Below are 25,238 nucleotides of genomic sequence, written 5' to 3' on the forward strand. Positions count from 1 at the left end.
AACTCTTGCCGTTCGACAGGCGTTGGTGACCTTTCCGTCATCATTCGCCCGCCAGTGCCCCACCCCGCATTGAATAGCACCTTGTCGACCAATTAACGAATGACCGGATCATGACTATTTCTTGCCAACTCAACGAAGCGCGCCGGCTGGAGGCACTGAACAAACTCAATCTGCTCGACACGCCGCCCAGCGATGCCTTCGACCGCATCACCCGCATGGCCGCGCGCCTGTTCGACCTGCCGATTGCGGCGGTGTCGCTGACGGACGCCGACCGTCAATGGTTCAAGTCGCGCGTCGGCGTCGAGCATACGTCGATCCCCCGCCTGCACGCGCCGTGCGGCGAAGTGGCCGACAGCAGCCGCGTGCTGGTGATCCCGGATATGCTCGACGATGCGTTGTTCCGCGACAGCCCGCTGGCCGCCAGCGGCATCCGCTACTACGCCGGCGCCCCGCTGACCACCATCGACGGCCACTGCCTGGGCGCGATGTGCGTGCTGGGCACCGAGCCGCGCGAGACCACGCAGGCGGAACTCGACATCCTGTCCGACCTCGCCGCCATGGTCATGGCGCAGATCGAGATGCAGCATGCGCTCGGCCGCGTCGATCCGCTCAGCGGCCTGCCGAACCGCAACCAGTTCATCGAAGACTTCCAGGACATGCAGCGCGAACGCCCCGCCGGCGAGCAGCGGCTGGCGGTGCTGATCAACCTCGCCACGCCCGACCAGATTTCGCACGCCGCGCGCGCCTTGAATCCGTCCTTCCTCGACGAACTGGTGATCGATTCGGCGGCCTGGATACGCGCCGAGACGGGGCCGCGCCGCAAGGTCTACCACGTCGCCGCCATGCAGTTCGCGCTGCTGTCGGAGCCGGGCATGAGCCTTGAAAGGTACGTGCCGATCCTGGAGGAGAAGCTGGAGGTGGGCGTCAGCATCAGCAAGATGCGCTTCGTCACCACGCCGTCGATCGGCGTGACGCCGTTCGACGTCGGCACGGCCGATGGCCTGAACATCCTGCGCCAGGCGCAAAGCGCCGCGCATGACGCCATCGACAGCCCCACCCACGTCGCCGTGTACTCGGCGGTGGAAGACCGCGCGTACCGGCGCCGTTTCAACCTGCTCAACGACTTCGCGGCGGCGCTGATCGGCCGCGATCAACTGCGCCTGGTCTACCAGCCGCGCATCGACATCGCCAGCGGCGCATGCGTCGGCGCCGAGGCGCTGCTGCGCTGGACCCATCCGACGCTCGGTGCGATCGGTCCCGGCGAATTCATTCCCATCATCGAGCGCTCCGGCCTGGCGCAGGCGACGACCGAGTGGGTGCTGAACCGCGCCTTGCGCCAGCAGCAGGCATGGCGCAAGGCCGGCCTGGAGCTGCAGCTGTCGCTCAACGTCTCGGCCTCCAACCTGATGGAGCCGGACCTGGCCGACCGCGTGGTCGCCGGATTGGAACAATATGGATTGCCGCCGGAATGCCTGGAGCTGGAGATCACCGAAAGCGCCATCATGGAGCAGCCGCTCAAAGCCAACGCCATGCTCGAAGCGCTGGCCGGCACCGGTGTGCACCTGGCGATCGACGACTTCGGCACCGGCTACAGCAGCCTGTCGTACCTGCAGCGCATGCCGGCCAACGTGGTCAAGATCGACCAGTCGTTCATCCTTGGACTGGAGGACGACCATCGCCAACAGGGCTTGGTGCGGACGATGATCACGATGTCGCAGGACCTGGGACACCGGGTGGTGGCGGAAGGCGTGGAGCGCGGCGACGTGCTGGCGTTCCTGCGCTCGGCCGGTTGCGACGAGGCGCAGGGTTATTTGTTCGCGCGTCCGCTGGAAGTGGAGGCGTTCGCGGCGTGGTGCCGCGACAGCAGCGCGTGGGACGACGCGGTGGCCGCGAGCATTCCACGGCGCGAAGCGCGCGCATTGTGCTCGCTGGCGCGGCCGAACGCCAGTCTGGCGGCGTCACGCCGCCGCCATCAGTCGCGTTGAAACGTTAAACCGCTCGGAGCTTGCGGGCCGCCGCTATTCCCCGATCAGCACTATCGCGTTGCGCGTGCCGAAACCGACCTTGCCGCCTTTGACCACGGCCGTCTTGCCCGAGTAGTAATCCTTGACCTTCTGGCCGTTGGCGAACACGCCGTGCACGTTGATCGTGCTGGCTTTGTCGGTCGGCTGCTCCAGCGCGACGACCACCTTGTCGCGCAAGCCGCCCTTGTCGTAAGTCCGCTTGAATACATATGGCTTGGCCTGCAGTTGCTGGTGCGCGCCCGCCCCCACCGCGACATGCGCCTGGCGGAACAGTCCGAGCTTGCTCCAGTGCGCGCGCACGTCGGCGATCTTGTAGCCGTCGCGCGCCGTGTTCTTCTCCAGCTCATCCCAGTTCATGAAGGTGCGCAGCCTGGCGTCGCCCACCGCGTCGGCCTGATCGAGGCTGCGCGCGGTTTCGTCGCCGTAGTAGATTTGCGCGGCGCCGGGCGCCAGCAGCAGCTTGGTCGCGCTCTCGAACGGCCGTTTTCGCTCGCGGTCGAACGGCTGGTCGTAATCGTGCGAATCGATATAGTTGAGCACCGAGTAGCCGTTCAGGGCGCCGCCATGCAGCATGCTCGAATAACTGCTGAACAACGACTCGTAATCCTTGTTCGCATCGCGCACCAGGCCGAAATTAATCAGGCTATCGAAACCGTTTTGATAGTAATTGGCGCTCTGTCCACCCAGATCGTATGTCTGGCCGTTGGCGATATCGTAGTTATAGACTTCCGCCGTCATGTAGAACTTGTCGTCGCCGAGCTTCTTGTCCGGATTGGCGCGTTTCCAGTCCGCGAACGCCGCATCGGCCACGCTGCGCAATTCCTTCCACGCCTTGGCCTCCACGTGCTTGACGGTGTCGGCGCGGAAGCCGTCCACGCCATACTTGCGGATCCAGTCCGTGTGCCACTTCATCATGTAATAGCGTGGCGCGCGCGGGTAGCCGGTGCGCTTGAAGAATTCGTCGAGCTCTCCGACCTCCTTCGTGTAGCGGCCTTCGCGCCGCCACTTCTCCACCAGTTGCGGCGGCAGCTCCACCTCCTCGTCGCTGTCGGTGCGCAGATCCGGCAGGTTCTTGACCAGGGTGCATTCGATGGTGCTCTTCGCGTCCTTGTGCGTGCATACCGGTTCGGTGCGCACCCACTGCTGCGGCCACGCCTTGTCGATCGTCGTCTCGGGGCCGATCTGGTTCATCACCACGTCGAGGATGACGCGGATGCCGCGCGCGTGCGCGGCCTCGACGAAATTGCGGAAATCGGTTTCGGTGCCCAGGTTGGCGTCGACGGTGGTGAAGTCCTTGGCCCAGTAGCCGTGGAAGCCGTAGGATCTTCCCGTGCCCTCGTCGGTGCCTTCGTGGATCTGCTCCACCGGCGGCGTGAGCCAGATCGCGTTCACGCCCAGGCTGTCGAAGTAGCCGTCGTTGATCTTGTTGGTGATGCCGGCCAGGTCGCCGCCCATGAAGCCGCGCAGCGGCGCGGCGTCGGCGTTGCGGCCATAGGCCAGGTCATTGCCGGTGAAGGCGTTGTTGAAGCGGTCCGTCAGCAGGAAATAGACTGTGGCGTTCTCCCACAGGAATGGCTTTTTCGCGGCCGCCGGCGTCGCCGCCGATTTTGCCGCCGGTTCGGCGGCCACCGCCGGCGCGCCGAAGGCCAGCGCCAAAGCCATTCCAAGGGTCGTACGTTTGCTCCACTGCGTCCATTCCATGCTGTCGTCCTTTAGTAGTTACGTGGTGACGGTCGGACGCGCGCGTCCGGTCCATCCTTCGATCCCGCCGACCTGCTCGGCGATCAGGATCAATGCGGAAAGCGCCTGCTGGGTAGGCAGGTGGTGCATGGCCGGATCGTCCTCGTAGCGTTCCAGATAAACGCGCAAGGTCGCTCCTTCCGTACCGGTGCCCGACAAACGGAACACGATGCGCGAGCCGTTGGTCATGACGATGCGGATGCCCTGCTTCTTCGACACCGAACCGTCGATCGGATCGGTGTATTCGAAATCGTCGGCGAAATCGACCACGTAGTGGCCCAGGTCCTGGCCCTTCAGGGTCGCCAGCTTGATGCGCAGCGAATCCATCAGCTCATTGGCGCCTTCGACCGGCACGCCCTCGTAGTCGTGGCGCGAGTAGTAGTTGCGGCCGAAGCGCGCCCAGTGCTCGCCGACCAGCTGCTCGACCGACTTGCCGGTGACGGCCAGCAGGTTAAGCCAGAACAGCACGGCCCACAGGCCGTCCTTTTCGCGGATGTGGTCCGAGCCGGTGCCGTAGCTCTCTTCGCCGCACAGCGTCGCCTGGCCGGCGTCGAGCAGGTTGCCGAAGAACTTCCAGCCGGTCGGCGTCTCGAAGCTCGGGATGCCCAGCGCGGCGGCCACGCGGTCGGACGCCTGCGAGGTCGGCATCGAGCGGGCGATGCCTTTCAGGCCGGCCTTGTAGCCCGGCGCCAGGGTCGCATTGGCGGCCAGCACGGCCAGGCTGTCCGACGGCGTGACGTCGAAATTGCGGCCGACGATCATGTTGCGGTCGCCGTCGCCGTCCGACGCGGCGCCGAAGTCCGGCGCGTTGTCGGCGGCCATCAGCTCGATCAGCTGGGCGGCGTTGACCGGATTCGGGTCCGGATGATGGCCGCCGAAGTCCTCCAGCGGCTCGCCGTTGATGACGGTGCCGGCCGGCGCGCCCAGCATCCCTTCCAGGATCGCCTTGGCGTACGGGCCGGAGACGGCGGACATGCCGTCGAAGCACATGCGGAAGCCGCCGCCGAACAGTTTTTTGATGGCGTCGAAATCGAACAGCTCCTGCATCAGTTCCGCGTAGTCGGCCACGGAGTCGATCACTTCGACGTCCATCTGCTCGATGCGCGAGGCGCCGATTTTATTCAGGTCGATGGCGGCGGCGTCGCTGATGCGGTAGGCGGCGATCGATTCGGTGCGCTGGTAGATCGCCTCGGTCAGGCTTTCCGGCGCGGGGCCGCCGTTGGCGATGTTGTACTTGATGCCGAAGTCGCCATCCGGTCCGCCCGGATTGTGGCTGGCCGACAGCACGATGCCGCCCAGCGCCGCGTGCTTGCGGATCACGCAGCTGACGGCCGGCGTCGACAGGATGCCGCCCTGGCCCACCAGCACCTTGGCGAAGCCGTGCGCCGCCGCCATGCGCAGGATCACCTGCACCGCCTCGCGGTTGTGGAAGCGGCCATCGCCGCCGACCACCAGCGTTTTACCGGCGACGTCGCCCAGCGTCTCGAACACGCTTTGCACGAAATTCTCGAGATAGGACGGCTGCTGGAAGACGGTGACTTTTTTCCGCAGGCCGGAAGTGCCCGGCCGCTGGCCAGGGAAAGGTGTGGTGGTGACTGTCTGAATGCTCATGTTCGCTCCGCGTAGATAAAGAATGACAAATTGGTGACATCGGGGTGACCACGGCAAATCAGCCGCGCACCACCGCGCTGCGACGGTTGTACCTGTTCCGGCCAAATCGCGTCGCACAACATACTTGTCTCACGAACAATATTACAGCATCAGCCCTGGGGGTCCGCGTTATCTTGAACGGACATCGTCAATATCGCCGCCACCAGCATGCACACGCCGCCCAGCATCAGGGTCTTGACGGCGTGGCCGTCGAACACCTGCTTGGTCATAAAGCCGAGCAGCAGGCCGCTGACGATCTGCGGGATCACGATGAAGAAATTGAACACGCCCATGTAGTAGCCCATGCGGCTGGCGGGCAGCGCGCCGGCCAGGATCGCGTACGGCATGGTCAGGATGCTGGCCCAGGCGATGCCGACGCCGATCATCGGCACGAAGGCCATGTTCGGATCGCGGATCGCGAAAAGGCTGATCAGGCTCGCGCCGCCGATGGCCAGGCAGGTCATGTGCACGAACTTGCGGCTGGTGTGGCGCGCGAACACCGGCAGCATGAACGCGGCCAGCGCGGACACGCCGCTGTAGACGGCGAACATGACGCCCACATGGTTGCCGGCCTGCTGGAAGGCGGCCGATTGGGCGTCGGTGGTGCCGTAGACGCTTTCGCCGATGGCGTTGGTGGTGTAGATCCACATCGCGAACAGGCCGATCCAGGTGAAGAACTGCACCGCCGCCAGCTGCACCATGGTCTTCGGCATCTGGCCAAAGCCGCTGAAGATTTCCGTCAGCGCGCGGCCCAGGCCACGGCTGCCCTGCTGCCCGGCGCGAAACGCTTCGAGGTCGCTTGGCGGTTCTTCCTTGGCCGTCAGCACGGTCCACATCACGGCGCTCATGTAAATCGCGCCGCCGGCGTAGAACGAATAGCGGACAGTGTCGGGGATGGCGCCGTTGATCGGCACATTGCTCACGCCCAGGTAGTCGGCGAAAATGGTCGGCAGCAGCGAGGCGATCACCGCGCCCCAGCCGATGAAGAAGGTTTGCATCGCGAAACCGGCGGTCTGCTGCGACGGTCCGAGCTTGTCACCGACAAAAGCGCGGAACGGTTCCATCGAGACGTTGATCGCGGCGTCGAGCATCCACAGCACGATCACCGCCATCCACAGCGCCGAGGAATTCGGCATCAGGAACAGCGCCAGCGACGCCAGCACGGCGCCGACGAAGAAGAACGGGCGGCGGCGGCCCCACCGCGGGTGCCAGGTGTTGTCGCTCAGGTAGCCGATGATCGGTTGCACCAGCAGGCCGGTGACCGGCGCGGCCAGCCAATACAGCGACAAGTCGTCGGGGTTGGCGCCCAGCGTGGAGAAAATCCGGCTGGTGTTAGCATTCTGCAGCGCGAAGCCGAACTGGATACCGAAAAAGCCAAAGCTCATATTCCATAGCTGCCAGAACGACAGTATGGGCTTGCTGCTGGATGATTTCATGCGACGCGTCCCGATTATTGAAATTTGTAGCAAAATAACACGGCACCCTATGTGTGTCAATTGAAAGGATACCGAGGTAAAATAACGCCAAACGGCGCGCCTTGGACCAAATTTTATAGCCAAATGTAGCCAAACAACAGAACACATAACATCCACGAGACTCCTTCCCGACATGACAAGCAATTCCCTTCTAAAACTTGCCGTTTTGCCACTAGCCCTGCTCACCCTGCTTGCAGCCCCCGCCCCGTCCGCGCTGGCGCAGAACGCCGGGCGTATCTTCGCCAGCGCCAAGCTGCATGGCGGCTATATGGAAGTACGCACCAGCGACGGCGTCTATCTGATCAAGCCCTACACCCGCAGCATCATCGAAACCACCTTCATCCCCGAGGGCGAGACCGCCGATCCATCCTCGCACGCGGTGGTGCTGGCGCCGGCGGCGGTGACCACCTCGTTCTCCGACAAGGCCAACAAGATCGAATACGCGACACCGGGCCTGGTGGTCACGGTGACCAAGTCGCCGTTCCAGATCTCCTACGCGTACAAGGGCAAGCAGCTGGTCGCGGAAAAAAAGGGCTACATGAAGGTCGCCGACGACGTCGCGACCGGCAGCAAGGATATCAACAAGGGCGCGCCGCGCGTGCTGGAGGCGATCGAATTCGCGCTCGACAAGGACGAAGCCTTGTACGGCGCCGGCGCGCGCGCGGTCGGCATGAACCGGCGCGGCAACCGCTTCACCTTGTATAACAAGGCGGACTACGGCTACGGCGCGACCTCCAAGCAGCTTAACTACGGCATGCCGATCGCGCTGTCGTCCAAACTGTACGCGCTCCATTTCGACAACGCCCGCACCGGCTACCTCGATTTCGACAGCAGGAAGGACAACAGCCTGCGCTGGGAAACCATCGGCGGGCGCAAGACCTATCAAATCGTCGCCGGCGACAAATGGGAGGACGTGGTCGACAACTACACCTACCTGACCGGCAAGCAGCCGATGCCGCCGCGCTGGGCCTTCGGCAACTTCGCGATGCGCTTCGGCTACCACAGCGAAACCGAGGCGCGCGCGGTGGTCGACAAGTTCATCGCCGACGACATCCCGCTCGACGCCATCGTCTTCGATCTGTACTGGTTCGGCAAGGAGGTCAAGGGCACGATGGGCAACCTGGCCTGGGACGCGGACAACTTCCCCAACCCGATCGGCATGATCTCGGACTTCAAGCAAAAAGGCGTGCAGACGGTGGTCATCAGCGAGCCGTTCGTGGTCGACACCTCGAGCCGCTGGCAGGAAGCGGTCGACAAGAAGATCCTCGGCACCGACGCCGACGGCAAGCCGCTGGCCTACGACTTCTTCTTCGGCCATACGGGCCTGATCGACATCTTCGGCCAGTCCGGCAAGGACTGGCTGTGGAATATCTACCGCGATCTGCGCCTGCAGGGCGTGACCGGCGTCTGGGGCGACCTGGGCGAGCCGGAACTGCATCCGACCGGGATGCGCCACGCCACCGGCGGCGCCGACGAGGTCCACAACATCTACGGCCACCAGTGGGCCAGGCTGGTGGCCGAGGGCTACGAGAAGGACTTCCCCACCGAGCGTCCGTTCATCCTGATGCGCGCCGGTTACTCGGGCACGCAACGCTACGGCATCATCCCATGGTCGGGCGACGTCGATCGCAGCTGGGCCGGACTGCAATCGCAGCCGGAGATCTCGCTGCAAATGGGGATGCAGGGCGCCGGCTACATGCACTCGGACCTGGGCGGCTTCGCCAACCCGGTGCTGGACAACGAACTGTATGCGCGCTGGCTGCAGTACGGCGTGTTCCAGCCGGTGTTCCGCCCGCACGCGCAGGAGGAAGTGCCGTCCGAGCCGATCTTCCGCGACGACAAGACCAAGGCGCTGGCGCGCGACGCCATCCGCATGCGTTACCGCCTGCTGCCATATAACTACACGCTCGCCTTCGACAACAACCAGAAAGGGCTGCCGCTGATGCGCCCGATGGTGTACGAGGAGCCGGGCAACGCCAAGGTGCGGGCGATGTCGTCGACCTACCTGTGGGGCAAGGACTTCCTGGTCACGCCGGTGATGAAGGCCGGCGCCGCCAAAGCCGACGTGTACTTCCCCGCCACCGCCGCGTGGTTCGATTTCTACACCGGCGAGCGGCAGGCCGGCGGCGCCACCCGCTCGGTGAAACTGAGCGCCGACCACGTGCCGGTGTACGTGCGCGCCGGCGCCTTCATCCCGATGACGCGCGTGGTGCAGACCACGCGCGACTACACCACCAGCAACATCGAGCTGCACTACTACCACGACGCCTCGGTGAAAACCGCCGCCGGCAAGCTGTATGACGACGACGGCCTGACCGCGCGGGCCTTCGAGCATGGCAAGTACGAGCTGGTGACCTTCACCAGCAAGGTGTATCGCCGCGGCCTGTCCATCAACATCGATTCGGCCATCGGCGACAACTGGCGCCGGCCGGAGCGCAGCGTCGACCTGACGGTGCACAATGTCGGCGCCAGGCCGGCGTCGGTGCGGGTCGACGGCAAGGTGGCGACGTTCGCCTGGGACGCCGGCAGCAAGCTGCTGACACTGGTGCTGCCGCCCAGCGCCATGCCTTCAAGGACCGTCTCCATCGCCCTGTAAGCGTGTATGATTATCTGCGATCGAATCCAGGGATCCGATCGCCGATACGACTACCCAGGGAGATGCACTTGACACCAAAAATTATCAGCACGCTGCTCGCGGCTTCCGCCATGACAGCCGCCAGCGTTACCGCGCTGGCCGCCCCCGCAAAAAAACCCACCGTCGCCGAAGCCGAACGCTTTTTGGCCGACACGGAAGAACGCCTCAATAAGCTGAACAACGAACAGGCGCGCGGCGCCTGGGTTGGTTCCAACTTCATCACCGACGACACCGAGGCGATCGCCTCCTACTTCGCCGAACGCTATCTGACCGCGTCCGGCGAGGCGGCGATCGGCGCGCGCCGTTTCAACGGCCTGAAACTGCCGGCCGAAGCGGCGCGCAAGCTGATGCTGCTGCAGCAAACGCTGGTCTTCGCCGATCCGAAGGAACGCGAACAATACGCCCAGCTCCAGGCGGCGATGAACGGCGCCTACGGCAAGGCCAAATACTGCGTCAAGAAGGACGACGGCACCGCCGACGCCTGCATGGCGCTGGGCGAAATGGAAAAGGTGCTGGCCAACAGCCGCGAAGAGCCCAAGCTCAAGGAAATGTGGCTGGGCTGGCACGCGCAATCGCCATCGTACAAGAACAAGTACACCGAATATATCGCGCTGTCGAACAAGGGCGCCAAGCAAATGGGCTTCGCCGACACCGGCGCCATGTGGCGCGCGCAGTACGACATGCCGCCGGAAGCCTTCGCCGCCGAGATGGAGCGCCTGTGGCAGCAGGTCAAGCCGCTGTACGAATCGCTGCACACCTACACCCGCCACAAGCTGCGCGAAACCTACGGCCCGGACGTGGTGCCGCTGACCGGTCCCATTCCGTCGCACCTGTTCGGCAATATGTGGAGCCAGAGCTGGGACAACCTGTACCCCATCCTTAAGCCGAAGACGGGCGCCAGCGCCTACGACCTGACCAAGGTGCTGGAAGATCGCAAGACCGACGCCACGCAGATGACGCGATACGCCGAGCGTTTCTACACCTCGCTGGGCATGCAGAAGCTGCCGGCCACGTTCTGGGAACGCTCGCTGCTGACCAAGCCGCGCGACCGCGACGTCGTCTGCCACGCCTCCGCCTGGCCGCTGAACGAACAGGACGACGTGCGCATCAAGATGTGCATCACGCCGACGGCGGAGGACTTCACCGTCATCCACCACGAACTCGGCCACGTGTACTACTTCCTGGCCTATAACAAGCAGCCCTTCCTGTTCCGCAATGGCGCCAACGACGGCTTCCATGAAGCCATCGGCGACACGGTCGCGCTGTCGATCACGCCGGATTACCTGAAGAAGGCCGGGCTGATGGAGCAGGCGCCGGAAGCCGACGCCGATGTCGGCGACCTGCTCAAGCGCGCGTTGTCGAAGGTGGCGATCCTGCCGTTCGCCTACTCGGTGGACAAGTGGCGCTGGGATGTCTATGCCGGCAAGACCAAGCCGGACGACTACGACAAAACCTGGTGGCAGCTGCGCGAGCAGTACATGGGGATGAAGCGTCCGGCCGCGATGGTGGCCGGCGGTTTCGACGCCGGCGCCAAGTACCACGTGGCGGCGGACGTGCCGTACGCGCGCTACTTCCTGGCCGACATGCTGCAGTTCCAGTTCCACCGCGCGCTGTGCCGCGAGGCCGGGTATACGGGTCCGCTGAACCGCTGTTCGGTGTACGACAACGCCAAGGCCGGCGCCAAGCTGCAGCAAATGCTGGCGATGGGCGCGAGCAAGCCGTGGCCGGAAGCGCTGAAGGCGATATCGGGCGAGGACAAGATCGACGGCGGCGCGCTGCTGGAGTATTTCGCGCCGTTGAAAACCTGGCTGGACCAGCAGAACGCGGCCTTCGCCGCCGCGCAGAAGCAGTAAGCGAAAAAAGCCACGGAAACACATAGGGCGGATTAGCGCAGCGTAATCGACCATGCAAGCGCCGACAGCGGCTCGCACATGGCCGATTTCGGCGTTCCGCCTAATCCGCCCTACGTATCTCCCCGAGAGTTCAAGTGCCGCGGAATCACGTTGCCGCTCTCGCCCCCACCGCGCTCAGGGCAGCAACCCCGCCGCCCGATACGCCTCCAGGGTCCGATCGAACACCGCCACATCATCGCAACCGCGCGCCACCAGCTGCGCCCCCTCCACCGCCGAGAACACCGCAAACGCCCACGATTTAACCGCCGCCGGCGCCATCTTGGGCTCCCTTCCTCTCGAAGAATCCGTCCGGCGTGGTGCCGGTGCTCGAACTTGACGACGGCACCTTCATTTCCGAATGCGTCGCCATCACCGAATACCTCGACAACCTCGATGGCAATCCCATCCTGACCGGCAGCACGCCGCGCGAAAAGGCCGTCATCCACATGATGCAAAAGCGCGCCGACGACCAGCTGATCGACGCCATCGGCAACTGGTTCCATCACGCGACGCCGGGCCTGGGACCGGTCCTGGAAGCGTACAAGAGCCCGGAGTGGGCGCATCGCAAGGAATGGGGCGAGCGCCAGTTCGCCAAGTTCCAGCGCGGGCTGGACTACTTCAACGGCGTGCTGGGCACGCAGCCGTACATCGCCGGCGAACGCTTTTCGATGGCGGACATCACGGCCTACGGCGCGTTGCTGCATGCGGCGGCCGCCGGCGTCGGCATCCCGGACGAATTGACGGCATTGGCGTCCTGGCACGCGCGCATCTCGGAGCGCCCTAGCGTCAAGCAGCGCAGCGGCCAGCATTGACAGTCGGACGCCGATAAGTATTTAAACACGTAAAAAAACCCCCGCCGGCTTGCGCTGGCGGGGGCTGAGGAACGGAGATGCAACCGGCTTAGAACTTGTAGTTCATGCCCGCGATCACGGTGCGGCCGTACTTCGCGTATTCCAGCTGCTGGGCGCGGTCGCCGTTATAGGTTTCATACGCGGCGTTGCGCAGGTTGTTGACCTGCAGGACCAGCCCAACGCCCTTCATCGCGCCGCTGTTGAACGTGTAGCCGATCTGGAAGTCGACGACGTTCTCGCCGACGACGTAGCGCAGCGCGCGGTCGTTCGAGAAGTTGCCGATCTCGCCGACGAAGTCGGAACGACGACGCTGGCTGATGCGCGTTTCAAAACCATTCTTCTCGTAGTAAGCGGTCAGGTTGGTGGTGCGCTTCGACAAGCCCGGCAGCGGGATGTTCGAACCGATGCTGCCGCTTGGATCTTCGATGGCGATCTTGCTCTCGGTGTAGGTGGTGCTGGCGCTCACGCCGAAGCCGTCAAGCACCGGCGTGAGCATGTTCAGCGGCATCGAACCGGACAGCTCCACGCCTTTCAGGATGCCGCCGTTGCCGTTGTAGGCGGCGGTGTAGTTGCCGATGCGCGAAGCGAGCGGACGACCGTCCGGCATCAGGTAGCCTGCCGGGAAGTAGTTGGAAAAGTCGTAGCTCTTGGTCTGCGTGAAGATGTAGGTGTCCAGCTTCTTGAAGAACGCGGCGGCGGCGACATACGCCTTCTTGGCGAAGTACTTCTCGTACGAGATGTCGAACGCCTTGGCGCGCCATGGGTCCAGCTGGGCGTTGCCGCCGCTGGCGCTTGGCTCGCGCTTGGTGGTGTCGACGTTGATTTCCAGCGCCGAGCGCATCTGGTCGACGCGTGGACGCGCCAGTTGCTTGGCCAGGCCGACGCGCACGGTCTGGTCGTGGTCGAAACCGAAGGCCAGGTTCATGCTTGGCAGGAAGTCGGTGTAGCTCTTGCCGTCGTGGACAGGCTTGATCTGGCTGCCGACCGGGGCGCTATTGTCGACATAGCGCGAATCGGACGACTGGCTGGTGTTTTGCATCTGCACGCCGATATTGCCGCGCAGGCTGACCGAAGGGCTCAGCTCGGCTTCGATGTTGGCCTTGGCGAAGCTGGTGACGACTTTCTCGTTGACCGTCCACGCTTTCGGGATCAGGTAGGTCAGGTCTTCGCTCGGCTGGAACGACATGAACTGGCTGACCATGCCCGGCACGTTCCAGGTTGGAATCGAACCGGCGCCGGCGAAGCCGAGGTCGACATTGCCATACTGCAGGCTGCCAGGCACGGAGACCGGCGCGCCGACCAGGTTGATGCTGCCTTCCGGCTGGCGCTTGCTCTTGCTGCGGTCGGCGTAGTTGACGCCGAAGTCGAAGCTGGAGAACGCTTTTTCCAGCGCGCCGGCGGCACGCACGTTGGCGGTCAGCTTGGCGCCTTTCAGTTCGTCTTCCACGCTCGGCACCTTGCCGTAGCCGGAGCCGTAGATGGTGTTACCGACGAACAGGTTGGCCGGGTTGCTGTAATTGAGGCCCGTGGTCAGCTGCGAGTAGCCGCCGTTGCCGTAGCCCAGGTTGACCTTGTCCAGCAGCGCCGAGGCGCCGCCGTTGCTGTATTGCAGGTTGTTTTCAAGGCTCAGCTCGTTGCGCTTGGCCTTCGAGTAGTTCAGGTCGGCGAAGATGGTGAAGTCGTTGTTGCGGAACTCGTTGCTCCAGCCCACCGCGCGGATATCGTCCTTGCGCTTGTTGTACATGCCGCGCACCAGCGGGCGCACGTTGTTGAGCGTGCCGCCGGCGATGGTGCCGTTGTTGACCTGGACCGGGTTGTAGTTCGATTCGCTCTGCTCCAGCGAGATTTCCAGCTGGTTGGCGGTTTCCTCGGCCTTGAAGCGCGACGCGTACACGTCCAGGATGCTGGTCCATTGCTTGTTCGGACGGTATTGCAGCACGCCCATGACGCCGTCGCGCTGGTTCTCGCCGCTGCGGGCCACGGCCTTGATGCCGTTCGAGGCGAAGGTGCCGGCCGGCAGGCCGTTGCGCGCGTCGCGTTTCCATGGCTCGTACAGTCCGGTTTCATTGGACAGGATCGGGGTTTCCAGGCGCGCGTAGCCGAGCGCGATACCGATCGTGCGGTTGGCGAACTGGTCGATGTAGCTGGCGCTGAAGCGGCTGCCGGTGTCCTTGGCGTTGCCGATCTTGCCCAGCGAATTCTTCTCGCCACGGGCGTTCAGCGCCACGGTGCGGCTGGAGAAGTTCAGCGGACGCACGGTCTGCATGTCGATGGTGCCCGACAGGCCCTGGCCGACCAGGCCGGCGTCGGGGGTTTTGTAGACGGTCACGCCGCTCATCAGCTCGGACGGGTATTGATCGAACTCGACACTGCGGTTGTCGCCGGTGCTGACCTGCTCGCGGCCGTTCAACAAGGTGGTGGAAAAGTCCGGCGACAGGCCGCGGACGCTGATGACCTGGGCACGGCCGGCGACGCGCTGGGCGGACAGGCCCGGCAGGCGCGAGATCGACTCGGCGATGCTAACGTCCGGCAGTTTGCCGATGTCTTCGGCCGAGATCGCCTCGACGATGGAATTGGAATCCTTCTTGACCGAAATGGCGCCCTCGATACCGCGACGGATACCGGACACGACGACGGACGCGATCGGCGCCTCGGTCGCCGCCGGAGCCTGGTCGGCGGCGCTGGTCTGTGCGTACGCCGGGCTGGCGAGCGCGGCTACAAACAAAGCGCAACCCGCTGCGACCGGCTTTAATGGAAATGCAGCGGTCTTGCTGCGCTTATTTGCGAAAATACTCATTCAATGTCCCCTCAACACGACATAAATTAATTTCCCGCAACATCAGGCGCACCGCATCGGGGCGTCACAACTACACGGGAATCCAAGGAAAGCTGACGTTCTCAAGACGTTCTGGCAAGAATTTTGTACTAAAACTAGATTCACTGTCAATTGAACTTCTGTTTACCTACGGATTGCCGGGCCCGGAGACATGCGGCTTCCCTATGAGAACGCTTTTCCCGTTGTATTTCCACTACAAGATGCGACCGAATCATATGTAGTAGAACTACATATTTTCCGAAAAAACGACGTGTTTTTGAAAGCAAATGTCAGTTTATTGCCTGGTTGAAGGCGTCCCGATGCCACCGCGCTCCGCGAAAAAGCGGGCGATACGCCGATGCGGCCGGAAAACCACAAGATTTTTGTATTTCGAGTAAATTTCGGTTTGGCGGCTTGTTTGATACGCGCCGGCATTTAGAGTATTCTCTGGCCCAAACGAGAATAAAGCATCCACCACAGACGAAAAACCGCCGTGTAGTACGACTACTTGAGGCGGTACGCGGAGACCGTATGAAGAAAATCCTGATGACCGGCGTGCTGCTGGGCGCCCTGCTGCCGGCGTTTGCCGACACCGCCGGCTACCGCATCGAGCACATGGAGCCGCCGCTGTGGTGGACCGGCATGCATAGCGGCAAGTTGCAGCTGATGGTGCACGGTCCGGCCATCGCCGACCTGGAGCCGTCGCTGGATTACCCGGGCGTGCGGATCGCCTCGGTGTCGCGCGTGGCCAATAAAAACTACCTGTTTATCGACGTGGACATCGCGCCGGATGCCGCCCCCGGCAAGCTCGACCTCACCTTCCGCCGCGCCGGCCAGATCCTCCGCCATCCCTATCAGCTGCTGGCCCGCGACCGGAACTCGGCGCAACGCATCGGCTTCAATAGCGCCGACGCCATCTATCAGGTGATGCCGGACCGCTTCGCCAACGGCGATCCCGCCAACGACAGCGTCGCCGCGATGGCCGACAAAGCGGACCGCGCCGAGCGCTCCGGCCGGCATGGCGGCGACATCAAGGGCATCGCCGATCACCTGGACTATGTGGCGGACATGGGCTACACCGTCATCTGGCCCACGCCGCTGCTGGAATCGGACATGCCGGCCCATTCGTACCACGGCTACGCCACCACCAACCACTATCGCATCGACCCGCGCTACGGCAGCAACGCCGAATACCGCGACCTGGTGGCGCGTGCGCGCGCCAAGGGACTGGGGGTGATACAGGACGTTGTGCTCAACCACATCGGCGCCAGGCACTGGTGGCTGCAAGACCTGCCGACGCCGGACTGGCTGACCTACCAGGGCCGGTTCGTGCCGACCGCGCACCACCGCACGGCGGTGCAGGACCCCTATGCGTCCGCCGCGGACAGGCGCAACTTCACCGCCGGCTGGTTCGCGCGCGGCATGCCGGACCTGAACCAGGCCAATCCCTTCGTCGCCACTTATCTTATCCAGAACAATATCTGGTGGATCGAGTACGCCGGCCTGGCCGGCCTGCGCGTGGACACCTACGGCTACTCGGATACCGCCTTCCTGAGCCGCTGGTCCGGCAGCCTGATGGCCGAGTATCCGCGACTGAACCTGGTGGGCGAGGAATGGAGCACGCTGGCGCCGGTGGTCGCCCACTGGCAGCGGGGCAAACGGAATTTCGACGGCTACGTGTCGCACATGCCGAGCATGATGGACTTCCCGCTGACCGACGCGCTGCGCCGCGCGCTGGCGGCGCCGGACGGCGATGAGCGCGGCCTGACCGATTTGTACGAGGCGCTGTCGCTCGATCACGTGTATCCGGACCCGGGCAATCTGGTGCTCTTCGAAGGCAACCACGATATGTCGCGCATCTACAGCGAACTGCATGCCGACGAGGGCCTGTTCCGCATGGCGATGGCCTTCGTGGCGACGGCGCCGCGCATTCCGCAGTTCTACACCGGCAGCGAGATCCTGATGACCAGCACCACCAAGGGCCGCGACGATCCGTCGTACCGGCAGGACTTACCCGGCGGCTGGCGCGGCGACGCCGTCAACGCCTTCACCGGCGCCGGCTTGAGCGCGCCGCAGGCGGCCGCGCAGGCCTGGGTGAAGAAAGTGCTCAACTGGCGCAAGGGCGCGGCCGTCATCCACCATGGCCGGACCATGCACTTCGGGCCGGAGCAAAACACCTATGTCTACTTCCGCTACGACGATACAAAAAAGGTGATGGTCGCCCTCAACAAAAACAAGACCGACACGGTACTGAAGACGGCGCGCTTCCGCGAGATACTGGGCGCCGCGCGCGCCGGCGTCGATGTCCCGACCGGCCGGCGCGTCGCGCTGGATGGTGAAATAACACTGCCGGCGCGTTCGGCGCTGATACTGGAGATAGAACAATGATTATTCGCCTGACCGCGCTGTGCGCCGCCATGTCCCTCGCCACGCCGGCATCGGCCGCGACGACAGCCTCCGCCAACTATCCGACCTGGGACGGCAAACAGGAAACCGTGCGCTATGCGACGCCGGATGCGGGCGCCGCGCTGCGCAGCTATACGCAGGCGACCACGATGCGCGTGCGCGAAGGCGGCAAGCAAGAAGTGGCGTATCGGGAATCGGCGGCGCTGCCGACGGTTCGCAGCGGCAGCCTGGCCTTCGACGCGCTGTTCGCGCTGGCCGGCGTCGAGATGACGCAGGACTCGGTGCGCGAGATCCGCGACGGCAGCTACAACGGCGGCAACGCCATTGCCTGCGAGTGTTTCGAGACCGGCGAATTGTGGCACTACGTGTGGACCCGCGACCTGTCCTACGCGGCGTCGCTGGGCCTCGGCATGCTGGACCCGCGGCGCGTGCGCAACTCGCTGCTGTTCAAGCTCTCCGGCTATCGCGACGGCGTCAAGCCGGGCGCGCACGTGGCCGGCGGTGCGGACGGCCCGCAGATCATCCAGGACACCGGCAGCGGCGGCAGCTGGCCGGTCAGCACCGACCGCGTCAGCTGGGCCTTCGGCGCCGACGAGGCGCTCAAGGCGCTGGCGCCGGACGAGCGCCGCGCGTTCGCCGCCACCGCGCTCAAGGCGCTGACCAACACGCTGGAAAACGACCGGATCGCCGTCTACGACCGCGCCGATGGCCTGTACAACGGCGAAGAATCGTTCCTCGACTGGCGCGAGCAAAGCTATGCGGCGTGGATCCCGGGCGACCTGGCCAGCATGGCGACGTCGAAGGCCTTGTCCACCAACGCCGGCCATTACAAGGCGCTGACACTGGCCGCGCAACTGGCGGCGGAGCAAGGCGACCAGGCCTTGGCGGATAAATATTCGGCGTGGGCGGCGGATCTGAAGCGCGCCATCAACCAGCGCTTCTGGCAGGCCGACACCGGCATGTACAGCAGCCTGGCCGCCGGCCACTTCGACGGCGCGCCGCTGTACAAGTACGACTGGCTGGGACAGTCGCTGGCCATCGTCACCGGCATCGCCGACGAACGGCAGGCGCAAAGCATCCTGGCGCGCTATCCGCATGGTCCGCTCGGCGCGCCGGTGATCTTTCCGCAGCAGGCCGGCATGGCCGTCTACCACAACCGCGCCATGTGGCCTTTCGTGACGGCCTATGGCCTCAAGGCCGCGGCGATGCACGACAACGTGGCGGTGGCCGACGCGGCCTACGACACGCTGATGCGCGGCGCCGCGCTGAACCTGTCGAACATGGAGAACCTGGAATGGATCTCCGGCCAGCCGATGCTGGAGGATAAGCGCAAGGTGGACGGCAAGCAGGCCGACCTGAGCGGACCGGTGGTCAATTCGCGCCGGCAGCTGTGGTCCGTGGGCGCTTATCTGGGCATGGTGGTGGGCGAGGTGTTCGGCGTGCGGACGACCGACACCGGCATCGCGCTGCGGCCTTTCGTCACGGCCAAGCTGCGCCGCGAGGCCTTCGCCGGCAACGACGTGGCGACCTTGGACAACCTGACGGTGCGCGGCAAGCGCCTGCGGGTGCGTCTGCTGCTCCCCGCCGCCGCGCCATCCGGCACGCAAGGCTACTACGCGATCGACAGCGTGACGGTCAACGGCAAGGCCGCCACGCAATCGCTGGACTGGTCCGCGCTGGCCGACGACAACCAGATCGACATCCGTTTGGGCGATCTGCTGCCGGGACGGCAGGAAAAGCACGACGTCCGCGCCAAGCCGCTGGCCGAAGACCCTTCGGTGTACGCGCCGTCCGAGCCGCGCATCGTCAAGCTGGAACGGGGCACCTACGGCTTCCCTACCCTGCACATCGCCTATCCGGGCGCCAGCAAGGGCGTGGTGTACAACATCTACCGCAACGGCGAACCGGCGTCGCAGCGCATCACGGCGAACAAGTGGGCCGACCGCCGCGCGCCGCGCGCCGGCCAGGGCGGCGGTGGCAACCTGTGCTACGCGGTGGAGGCGATGTACGCCGGCTCCGGCAACCGCAGCCACCACAGCGCGCCGGTCTGCCTGGAGACAGGCATCGAGATCGGCGCCGGCGACGCCCGCGTCCAGTCCAGCATCGCGGCCGGCGGCGGACGCATCGCCGGCTGGGGCGCGCCGGCGGACAAGTTCGCGGTGCGCGACATCAAGGTGGCGCACGACGGCAGCTACGCTGTGCAGGTCAAATACCGCAACACCGCGCACCAGATCAACCTGGGCATCAGCGGCGGCGTAAAATGGCTGTCGTTGAAGGACGACAGCGGCAAGATCGTGGCCGCCGGCGTGGTGCAGTTGCCGCATTCGCCGGAGCACGCCGGCCCGTCGTATTCGACGCCGATCAGCGCCGCGCTCAAAGCCGGCAGCTATCGCCTGGAACTGGAGGACCACTACAACATGACCTACCTGCAAAGTAACACCACCTACAGCGACGCCGGCGGCGTGAAGGGGGCGTCGAACAAATTCGACATCCACGGCGTGCGCGTGATGCCGGTCGCCCCGCAGGCCGCCGCCGGCTCCAGCGCCGACGCCTCCAGCGCGCCGGCCGGCGCCGTCCGCATCGTCGAAAATTTCGCGTCGCCGCAGTTGGGCAACAGCCGCAACCTGCGCATCTACCTGCCGCCGGGTTACGAAAACACGCCGCGGCGCCGCTATCCGGTGCTCTACATGCACGACGGCCAAAACCTGTTCGACGCCAGGACCGCAGCCTTCGGCGTCGCCTGGGACATCGGCGCCACGATGGACCGCCTGATCGCCGAAGGCGCCATCGAACCGGCCATCGTGGTCGGCATCGACAACACCAAGGACCGCATGGACGAATACACGCCCTGCTGCGATCCGAAACACGGCGGCGGAAAAATCGACGCCTACATGGCCTTCATCGTCGATACGGTCAAACCTTGGGCCGACGCCAACCTGCGCACCCTGCCCGGCCGCGAGCACACGGCCATCATGGGTTCTTCGCTGGGCGGGCTGGCCTCGGTGTACATCGCGCAACGGCATCCGGAGATCTTCTCCAAGGCCGGCGGCGTATCCGGTTCGTTCTGGTGGAATGACGGCGCGTTCATGAAGAACGTGCCGGCGCGCCAGCCGGTCAGGTTCTACATCGACGCCGGCTCCAAAAAGGACGGCATCGAGCACACGCTCAAAATGCGCGACGCCATGCTGGCGCAAGGCTACAAGCTGAATGAGGATCTATATTTCTACGAGTCGCCCGACGGCGTCCACAACGAGAAATCGTGGGCCGCGCGCGCGCATCTGCCGCTGACCTGGTTCTTCGCCGCTACGAAGTAATCAGTTCGATGCGGCGTTCGCGGTTGGCCAGCAAGGTGTCGACCTCGCCGGGCGGGACGGCGGGGCCGAGGCAGAAGCCGAACGCCTCGTCGCAGTCCATCGCCATCAGGCGCGCCAGCTGCTCGCCGGTCTCGACGCCGCCGGCGATCACCCGCATGTCCAGCGTGTGGGCCATGGCGATGATGGCGCGCACCATGGCGCCGTCGCCAGATCCCTTGGCCGCATTGACGGCGCCGGGCGCATCGGCCGGCTGGCGCACGCCCTGCAGCTCGTCGATGAAGCTCTTGTCGATCTTGACCACGTCGACCGGGAAGCGCCGCAGGTAATTGAGCGAGGCGTAGCCGGTGCCGAAATCGCTGATCGAGATGCGCACGCCGAGCGCCTTCAGCTGCCGCAACGTCGCCTCGCAATTCTGGTTGCGGTCGATCAGCATGCCCTCCCTGATTTCCAGCTCGATCAAGTGGCCCGGCACGCCGGCCTGCGCCAGTATCGTGGCGAAGGTCTGGGCGATGTCCTTCTGGTAGAACTGGCGCGGCGACACATGCACCGACACGGTCATCGGCAGCCCTCTATCCATCCAGAGCCGCGCCTGCGCCGCCGCCGTCGCCAGCACCCAGGCGCCGACCGGCAGGATCAGCGCGCTCTCCTCGAGCACCGGCAAAAAATCGAGCGGCATCACCACGCCGAGCTCCGGATGGTTCCAGCGCAGCAGCGCCTTGACGCCGGTGATGCGCTGTGCGCGCAGGTCGAGCCTGGGCTGGTAGGCCAGCACGAATTCGTGGTGGTCGAGCGCATGCCGGAGCGCCGTCTCCAGGATCAGGCGCGAGTACGCCTTGACCTGCATGCTCGGCGCGAAGCGCACGCTGGCGCCCTTGCCGCGCTGCTTGGCCGCGTACATCGCCAGGTCGGCCTTCTCGACCAGCTCGTCGATGCTTTCGTCGTCATCCGGATAGACCGCCACGCCGACGCTGGCGGCCACCGCCAGCGACTGGCCGTGGATGGCGAACGGCGCGCCGAGGGCGGCGATGATCTTCCCGGCCACCTGCAGCGCGTCGTCGGCCTCGCGCAGCTCCGTCAGCAGCACGATGAACTCGTCGCCGCCCTGCCGCGCCACGGTGTCGACCTCGCGCACGCACTGGCGCAGCCGCTGCGAGAACTGCACCAGCACATGGTCGCCGGCGTCGTGGCCGAGCGTGTCGTTGATCCGCTTGAAGTGGTCGATGTCGACGAACAGCACCGCCAGCAGGCTTTTGTGGCGCCGCGCGTACGCCACGCCGTGCTCGAGCCGCAGCTGGAATTGCAGGCGGTTGGGCAGGCCCGTCAGGCAGTCGTGGTGGGCGATGAAGTCGAGCCGCATTTCGGTCTCGCGCTGCGCTTCGAGCGCGCCCTGCAAACGCGCGCAGCGGCGCCGCAGCACGCGCGCGCGCATTTCGCCATACCATAGCGCCAACAGACACGATCCGATGCCTATCAATGCCGGCCACAGCAGCTCCATGGGATCCCTCTTCTTTTGCTACAGCGGTGAAGGGGAAATCATAATGGATACCGCCGGTCAACAATGGGCGTTCGGCGGGCCGCTTGACCGGCGTCAAACCCGCGTCAGATGGCGCTCAAGCCGGCAACAGCGGACGCCGTGTCGGCGCCAGGCGCACGGCGGGACCCTGCCCCTGCTCCTGCAGCTTGAAGATGCTGACCGCTTCCGACAGGCTGGCCGCCTGCTGCGTCAACGCATCGGCGGCGGCGGCGGCCTCCTCCACCAGCGCGGCGTTCTGCTGCGTCACGCTGTCCATCTGGCTGATGGCGATGCTGATTTGTTCGATGCCGTCGCGCTGCTCGCCGCTGGCGACCGAAATCTCGCCGATGATGGCCGTCACCCGCTGCACGCTGCTGACCACCTCGCCCATCGTCTCGCCGGCCTGCCCGGCCAGCCGGCTGCCGGCCTCGACGCGGCTGACCGAGTCGCCGATCAATTCCTTGATCTCCTTGGCCGCCGACGCCGAGCGGTGCGCCAGGTTGCGCACCTCGGACGCCACCACCGCGAAACCGCGCCCCTGCTCGCCGGCGCGCGCCGCCTCGACCGCCGCGTTGAGCGCCAGGATATTGGTCTGGAACGCGATGCCGTCGATCACGCCGATGATGTCGACGATCTTGCGCGAGGACTCGTTGATCGAGCCCATCGTCTGCACCATCTGTTCGACCGCGTCGCCGCCGCGCGCGGCCACCCGCGAGGCGACGTCGGCCAGCTTGCTGGCCTCGTTGGCGTTGGCGTTGTTCTGCTGGACGGTGGTGGTCAGTTCCACCATCGCCGCCGCCGTTTCCTCGAGCGAGCTGGCTTGCTGCTCGGTGCGGCCGGACAGGTCCAGGTTGCCGGCGGCGATCTCCACCGTCGCGCCGTGGATGGTCTCGGTGCCGGCGCGCACCTTGCCGACGATGCCGCTCAGATTGCTCTGCATGGTCTTGAGCGCGCCCAGCAGCTCTCCGATCTCATCCTTGCTATCGACCCGCACCTCGCTGCGCAGGTCGCCGCCGGCGACCGTCTGCGCCACGCCCACGGCGGCGTGCAGCGGCACGGTGATGCTCTTGATCAGCCACAACACGGTCACGCAGCCGACCACCAGGGTCACCGCCAGCGTGACGCCCATGACCAGTATGGCCTGCGCGTGCGCGGCCCGGCTTTCCTCCTCCATCTGCTGCATCAGGCGGCTCGATTCCTTGCCGATGTAGACGACGATGTCGTCGATCTTCCTGGTCGGCTCGCGGTCCATGCCCTTGACCAGGTTGTCGACCACGTTGGCGCTGGCCGGATTGGCGGAATCGTATTGCTTGAGCGCCTCCAGATAGCGCGCGCCCAGTTCGGTTTGGGTCTTGATGGCGTCGTCGACCAGCGGCGTGCCCAGCTTCAAAGCGCCGAGCTGTCCGTCCAGTTTTTTCAGGGCGGCGCGGGTGCCCTCGCCGGCCTTGACGAAGGCCTTGGTATAGCGGTCCAGCTGCGCCGGATCGTTGCCGCGTATCAGGATGTTCTTCCACTCCTGCACCTGGATCTTGAACTCGACCTGGGCGCCGCGCGCGGTGTCGATGGCGTGGCTCAGCGCCAGCGAACGCTGCAAGGCCTGCGCGCTTTGCGCCGTGCTGCTGTCGAGCGCCCGCCAGCCGCCGGTGGCGACGACCGCCAGCGCGACAAAAAAGAACGCGCCCAGCAAGCCGAGTCGAATGCCGATCTTCAAATCGCCGAGTTTCATAATTTTTCCCGTGGCAAGAATTGGCTTTCATCATGCGCTTGCCGCGCAAGGATGCCAAGACCGGCACGCCAGAAATCGGCCCGATTCGCTCCGTTGCAACAGATCAGATCGACCGGGGAGGAAACTCGATGCAGTAAATATTGGTAGGACGATCATTCGGCGGCAACGGCCGCGTTTCGACGAAGGTCAAGCCCAGCTTGTGCAGCAGGCGGATCGAATTGACGTTGCCCGGGTCCGTCAAACCGAGCACGCGCTTGATGCCCAGCACGCCGCGCGCGTAGGCCAGCACGGCGACCGCCGCCTCGTGCGTGTAGCCCTGGCCGAAGAACTCGGGGCGGATGGCGTAGCCGATATCGGGCTCGGGCAGCGGATCGCGCCGGATCAGGCCGCACAAGCCGAGCGCCCGGCCGTCGCCCTTGCGCTCCATCACATACAGCGAGTGGCCGCAGCGCTGCTGCATCGCGCGCGGGCCGTCGATGATGGCGGCGCGCGCGTCGGCGAGGCTGCGGATGCCCTTGTCGCCGATAAATTCGAGCCACGTCGGGTCGTTGACCAGGTCGTAATAAAACGCGGCGTCGTCGACTTCGATGGTGCGCAGGCGCAGGCGTTCGGTATCCAGTATGTTCATGAGCTCAGGCGTCGGGCCAATGGGAAGGGTCTTCCAGCAGCTGGTACATGACGTAGACGTCGACGTAGCCCAGGTACTGGTGGTAATAGGCGCGCGGCAAGGTGCCGACGATGGAGAAGCCGAGTTTTTTCCACAGCAGCACGGCGGCGACGTTGGAGCTGACCACGTAGTTGAACTGCATCGCCAGGTAGCCCTGGGCGCGGGCGCGGTCCAGGCAATCGCCGCCGAGCAGCTTGCCGACGCCGACGCCCTGCGCCGCCGGGCTGACCATGAACGAGGCGTTGGCGACGTGGGCGCCACGGTCGCGCTGGTTGGCGATCAGGCGGTACATGCCGAGCAGGCGTTCGCCGTTGAGCAGCGCGACGTACGACTGCACGCCCGGGCCGAACCAGTAGGCGTGGCAATCGTCGCGGCTGGTGTCGGCGGCGAAGTAATAGGTGTCGCCGCTGGCGATCAGTTGCTGGAAAATGTCCCACATGGCGCCGAAGTCGGCTTCCGTGGCGGCGCGGATGGCGATTTCTTTCAAGTGGGCTCCAGGGGACGGCAAACGGTGAGTCATTATCCGGGAA

The 25,238-nt window shown here is 65.0% G+C and carries 14 protein-coding genes and 1 pseudogene; 7 read left to right on the plus strand and 8 right to left on the minus strand.

Annotated features, from left to right (window positions below; genetic code table 11):
• Positions 1–110: 110 nt before the first annotated feature.
• Positions 111–1,985 (plus strand): sensor domain-containing phosphodiesterase, encoded by a 1,875-nt coding sequence (locus tag BMX85_RS20490; RefSeq protein ID WP_090323022.1) that lies wholly within the window; start codon positions 111–113, stop codon positions 1,983–1,985.
• Between the two features lie 33 nt (positions 1,986–2,018).
• Here BMX85_RS20490 and BMX85_RS20495 read toward each other — a convergent pair whose 3' ends face one another.
• From BMX85_RS20495 to BMX85_RS20505, 3 genes are all read right to left on the minus strand, one after another.
• Positions 2,019–3,725 (minus strand): alpha-amylase family glycosyl hydrolase, encoded by a 1,707-nt coding sequence (locus tag BMX85_RS20495; protein ID WP_229210586.1) that lies wholly within the window; start codon positions 3,723–3,725, stop codon positions 2,019–2,021.
• 18 nt (positions 3,726–3,743) lie between these two features.
• A complete protein-coding gene (locus tag BMX85_RS20500; protein WP_090323026.1) occupies positions 3,744–5,375 on the minus strand; it encodes an alpha-D-glucose phosphate-specific phosphoglucomutase in 1,632 nt (543 codons plus the stop codon).
• 149 nt (positions 5,376–5,524) lie between these two features.
• Complete coding sequence (locus tag BMX85_RS20505; RefSeq protein WP_090323029.1) at positions 5,525–6,850, minus strand: MFS transporter; 1,326 nt, start codon at positions 6,848–6,850, stop codon at positions 5,525–5,527.
• Between the two features lie 205 nt (positions 6,851–7,055).
• On the opposite strand from BMX85_RS20505, the gene BMX85_RS20510 reads away from it, so the two are divergent.
• The 4 genes and pseudogenes from BMX85_RS20510 (at position 7,056) to BMX85_RS20525 (ending at position 12,228) form a co-directional block, all read left to right on the plus strand.
• Positions 7,056–9,485 carry a TIM-barrel domain-containing protein gene (locus BMX85_RS20510; protein ID WP_229210587.1) on the plus strand — a complete coding sequence of 810 codons (2,430 nt, stop codon included), beginning with the start codon at positions 7,056–7,058 and terminating at the stop codon, positions 9,483–9,485.
• Between the two features lie 62 nt (positions 9,486–9,547).
• Complete coding sequence (locus tag BMX85_RS20515; RefSeq protein WP_090323032.1) at positions 9,548–11,377, plus strand: M2 family metallopeptidase; 1,830 nt, start codon at positions 9,548–9,550, stop codon at positions 11,375–11,377.
• A 320-nt stretch (positions 11,378–11,697) separates the two neighbouring features.
• A pseudogene (locus tag BMX85_RS31520) lies at positions 11,698–11,805 on the plus strand (glutathione S-transferase N-terminal domain-containing protein); the annotation flags it as partial.
• Positions 11,806–11,862: 57 nt separating this feature from the next.
• Complete coding sequence (locus tag BMX85_RS20525; protein WP_373923985.1) at positions 11,863–12,228, plus strand: glutathione S-transferase C-terminal domain-containing protein; 366 nt, start codon at positions 11,863–11,865, stop codon at positions 12,226–12,228.
• A gap of 88 nt (positions 12,229–12,316) precedes the next feature.
• Here the strand turns inward: BMX85_RS20525 and BMX85_RS20530 are convergent, their stop codons facing one another.
• On the minus strand, positions 12,317–14,992 hold the full coding sequence (locus tag BMX85_RS20530) for a TonB-dependent receptor (protein ID WP_229210588.1): 2,676 nt from the start codon (positions 14,990–14,992) through the stop codon (positions 12,317–12,319).
• 621 nt (positions 14,993–15,613) lie between these two features.
• Here BMX85_RS20530 and BMX85_RS20535 point away from each other — a divergent pair.
• Positions 15,614–17,470, plus strand: a complete 1,857-nt coding sequence (locus tag BMX85_RS20535; RefSeq protein WP_090323038.1) for a glycoside hydrolase family 13 protein — start codon at positions 15,614–15,616, stop codon at positions 17,468–17,470.
• Positions 17,467–20,802 carry an alpha/beta hydrolase-fold protein gene (locus BMX85_RS20540; protein ID WP_090323041.1) on the plus strand — a complete coding sequence of 1,112 codons (3,336 nt, stop codon included), beginning with the start codon at positions 17,467–17,469 and terminating at the stop codon, positions 20,800–20,802. Before BMX85_RS20535 ends, BMX85_RS20540 begins: the two co-directional genes overlap by 4 nt.
• Here the strand turns inward: BMX85_RS20540 and BMX85_RS20545 are convergent.
• From BMX85_RS20545 to BMX85_RS20560, 4 genes are all read right to left on the minus strand, one after another.
• Complete coding sequence (locus BMX85_RS20545; protein ID WP_090323043.1) at positions 20,792–22,297, minus strand: putative bifunctional diguanylate cyclase/phosphodiesterase; 1,506 nt, start codon at positions 22,295–22,297, stop codon at positions 20,792–20,794. The genes BMX85_RS20540 and BMX85_RS20545 overlap by 11 nt on opposite strands.
• 115 nt (positions 22,298–22,412) lie before the next feature.
• Positions 22,413–24,041, minus strand: coding sequence for a methyl-accepting chemotaxis protein (locus BMX85_RS20550; RefSeq protein ID WP_090323044.1), 1,629 nt, complete (start codon positions 24,039–24,041; stop codon positions 22,413–22,415).
• A 103-nt stretch (positions 24,042–24,144) separates the two neighbouring features.
• Positions 24,145–24,669 carry a GNAT family N-acetyltransferase gene (locus tag BMX85_RS20555; protein WP_090323046.1) on the minus strand — a complete coding sequence of 175 codons (525 nt, stop codon included), beginning with the start codon at positions 24,667–24,669 and terminating at the stop codon, positions 24,145–24,147.
• Positions 24,670–24,673: 4 nt separating this feature from the next.
• A complete protein-coding gene (locus BMX85_RS20560) occupies positions 24,674–25,195 on the minus strand; it encodes a GNAT family N-acetyltransferase (RefSeq protein ID WP_090323049.1) in 522 nt (173 codons plus the stop codon).
• Positions 25,196–25,238: the final 43 nt, after the last annotated feature.

Origin of the sequence: Duganella sp. CF517 (genome assembly GCF_900110275.1) — a bacterium.
Lineage (GTDB): Bacteria > Pseudomonadota > Gammaproteobacteria > Burkholderiales > Burkholderiaceae_D > Rugamonas.